Source organism: Dietzia sp. DQ11-44 (assembly GCF_014145205.1).
In the GTDB taxonomy this organism is placed as follows: domain Bacteria; phylum Actinomycetota; class Actinomycetes; order Mycobacteriales; family Mycobacteriaceae; genus Dietzia; species Dietzia natronolimnaea.
In genome coordinates, this window is record NZ_JAALEC010000351.1 from 1 (window position 1) to 3,259 (window position 3,259).

The 3,259-nt window shown below is 70.8% G+C and carries 3 protein-coding genes and 1 pseudogene; 2 read left to right on the plus strand and 2 right to left on the minus strand.

What is annotated here, in order from left to right; translation table 11 throughout:
* Both G6018_RS09410 and G6018_RS09415 read left to right on the plus strand, forming a co-directional pair.
* Nucleotides 1-401, plus strand: a pseudogene (locus tag G6018_RS09410) (N-acetyl-1-D-myo-inositol-2-amino-2-deoxy-alpha-D-glucopyranoside deacetylase); the annotation flags it as partial.
* Complete coding sequence (locus G6018_RS09415) at nt 398-799, plus strand: hypothetical protein (RefSeq protein ID WP_182610540.1); 402 nt, start codon at nt 398-400, stop codon at nt 797-799. The pseudogene G6018_RS09410 and the gene G6018_RS09415, both read left to right, overlap by 4 nt.
* Here G6018_RS09415 and G6018_RS09420 read toward each other — a convergent pair.
* A complete protein-coding gene (locus tag G6018_RS09420) occupies nt 770-2,458 on the minus strand; it encodes a PH domain-containing protein (RefSeq protein ID WP_182610541.1) in 1,689 nt (562 codons plus the stop codon). The genes G6018_RS09415 and G6018_RS09420 overlap by 30 nt on opposite strands.
* Complete coding sequence (locus G6018_RS09425) at nt 2,455-3,099, minus strand: PH domain-containing protein (protein ID WP_179525600.1); 645 nt, start codon at nt 3,097-3,099, stop codon at nt 2,455-2,457. Before G6018_RS09425 ends, G6018_RS09420 begins: the two co-directional genes overlap by 4 nt.
* Nucleotides 3,100-3,259: the final 160 nt, after the last annotated feature.

Here is a 3,259-nt window from a genome sequence, read left to right on the forward strand (position 1 = left end):
TCGACGAGGCCGGCCACCGGCCCCGGCGGATGGCGTGGACGGTGACCGCCCGGTCGGACGTCTCGCGACGGCACCCCGCGCCACCCGGCCACCTGCGGCACGCGGGGGAGTCCGAGCTTCCCTCGGTGCCGGACTCCCGACTCACCCACCGGGTGCCGCTCGACGACGCGACCTATGCGGCCAAGTTGGAGGCACTGACCGGGCACGCGACCCAGCTGGAACTGGTGCCCGGCACGGACGACGATCCGTGGTTCCTCGCACTGACCAACGGGGTGCTGCAGCCGGTCTCGGAGGTCGAGTGGTACATCGCCCACGACCTCGTCGACCCCGACGGCCCCTACGTCAAGTGCCCGCCCGGCACCGCACACCTTCTCGACGGACTCGTGGGGGAGTCCCGGTGACCCGCCGGACCGCCGTCGCGCGCACCACCTCGGCCGTGGAGCTCGGCGTGGCGCTGCTGATGCTCGCGGTGGGGGCCGCGACCAGCTGTGTCCTCACCGTCGCCTGGTTGACCGCGTATGTCGGCCCGGTCCCGGCCCCGTTCACCATCCTGGTGGCCGGCGCGTGGTCGCTGTTCCTGGTGCGGGTGGCCTCCGCCTGGTCCGAACGCGCGATCGTGGCCGTGTTCCCGGCCCTGATCTGGATCCTCACCCTGGTGGCGCTCAACCTGGGTCCCGGCGGGGACATGCCGGTCCCGATCGGGTTGCGGGGCCTGGCGCTGCTGCTGGTGGGCGGTCTCATCCCGCTGTGGGTCGCGACCCTGGGTCGATCACTGCGCCCGGATACCCATCGAGGGTGAGGAACGCACGTCGGGGTCACCCTCGTGGTTCCAGACGTCCGTGATCCCCGGGGTCAGCGCCTCGGCCAGAGCCCACGCCTCGTCGGCGTCCATGTCCATCACCGAGTAGACGCCGTTGCCCGCCGGGGTGGCCGCGGAGACGGTGGCGACCCCGGCCGAGCGCTGGAACACCGACTGGGTCACCGTCCATCCGATGATCCCGTCCGCCTCGAGCACCGTCCGCTTGGCGGTCCACGACCCGTGCGAGGTCACCAGCATGTCGGGCAGCAGTGCGTGGCCGAGCATCCTGATCCGGTCGACCGACAACGCGAGGAAGAACACGAGGGCCGCCGGGATCGCCCACCGCACCCAGATGTCGGCCGAGGGACCGGAGTCGATCCGGACCAGGACGATGAGACCGGCCACGATCCAGAACGGCATGAGTCCGCGGGTGATCCGCCGCCGGGCGGCCTTCCACGGGTGACGTCGCAGAGGCACGGTGACGGGGGTCGGGTCGCCGAGGATGCGGATCGCCACCCGGCGGACGTCCTTGATGGGTGCCTGCGGCAGCAGGGTCGACGCGGCGGCACCCTTCTTGGTCCCCGTCATGATGGGCTCGAGCCGGCCGCCGCCCAGGAGCCGGAGGTACACGGGCAGACGGATCTCGACCCCGCGGAGCCTCGCCTTGTCCAACGCCTGGTGCTTGCGGCGCAGGATGCCGTTCTGGACGTAGAGCAACTGCCCACGGTCGGTGAGTGCGTACTTCCCGTAGCGGATCGCGTACGTGATGATCGCCAGGACGCCGGCCACCATCCAGATCGCGACGGCCTCGCCGACCAGGGTCCACGGTTGTCCGAGGGAATCGAGCCACGAGACGGCCGCCTCGACCACCGCGAGGTCCATGACGCGGTCGTGCATGTCGCCCATCTGCCAGGTGATGAGCCACAGTGACAGGAGCACGCCGAACCCGATGAAGGAGAACGGCGCGAACCTTGCCCACGTGACGCGCCACTGGGAGATGTCCTCACCGTACTTCGACCCCCACTGCTCCTCGTCCTCCTCGCTGAGCGTCGGGTCCAGGGCACGCCGGTGCTCGAGCAACTCGTCGCGCAGCGGCTCGACCTGGGCCGTGTCGATGGCGTTGAGCCGGAACCGCTCGGCGTCCGACTTCCCGGAGTCCGCGCGGCCGGTGCCGACCTCGACGATCGACACCCGCATGACCCGGTGGAACAGATCCGATTCGGTGTCCACGCTGCGGATCCGCTGGCGCGACACCGTGACCACGTTGCGGCTGAAGAAGCCCTTCCTCAGGATGATGTGGGTCCGGCCGACCTGATAGCTCGTGGACAGCCACCGCAGCAGACTGCCGAGGACGATCAGTGAGATGACGCCGATCTCGAACCAGTAGTTGTTGCGGTTCGAGCCCAGCCACAGGGAGATGAGGAACAGCGGGAGCAACCGGGTGAGCATCCCCAGGGGATCCACCAGCAGCATCCGCCAGGACAACCGCTCCCACGGGGCCTCCGGGTCGACCTGTCCGGCCTCGTCGGTCCGATCGGCCGCGGTGTCCTCCTCCGTCGGGTCGGAACCCGGGTCCCGCGCGGTGTCGACGGAGGAGCCGGCCTCGTCGTCGTCGTCCGGACCCGCCGTCACCCCGGTCGCGGCGCCCGGTCCGCTCACGTCCCGTCCTCCGAGTCCAGGTTGGCGATGGCGATGAGGTGCTGGGCCAGGGCCTCGGCATCAGCGAGGGTCAGCCCCCTGATCTCGACCGTGCCCTGGGCGGAGGCGGTGGAGGCGTGGACCGTGGCCAGGCCGAACCAGCGCTCGAACAGGTTGCGGGTGGTGTACACCGTCTGGAGGCGGGCCAGCGGGGCGATCCGGAACTGGGTGGTCCACCAGCCCTTGCGCGAGCACACCGCGGTGTCCGAGACGTCCCAGCGGGCCACGATGTAGCGCCACCACGGCGCCACCACGATCGACATGAACGCGAACGGGACGGTCGCGGCCAGCGCGACCCAGTTCCAGAACCCCATCACGTTGTCGCCCCAGAAGTACCACCCGACCTGCAGGGCGGCGAGGATCGCCCACGACCAGATCCCCTCGATCACCCACAACACCGGCGTGCGGGGGGAGATCCGGTGACGCGGAGCCGTGACGAGAACCCGGTTGGACGTCAGCAGACCCTCCCCGGAGTCGGGGACGTCCTCGGTGGCGGTCGCCGGAGCCGGCTCGCGCAGGGCGTGGGCGCCACCGGCGCCACGGGGGGGTGCGGACACCAGGGGATCGCCGTTGCTGCGCAGGGGACGGGCGGGATCGGGCATGCCGCCCAGACTAATGCGCGGTCCCGTTCCGCACGCCCGTGACCTCCCACGCAGCACCGGCCCTCCACCTCCCGGCCCCGGTGGGGCATCATCACGGACATGGATCTCGCCCTGACGCCCGTCGATCCCGAGCCCACGCCCTCGGCCATGCGGCGCGCGC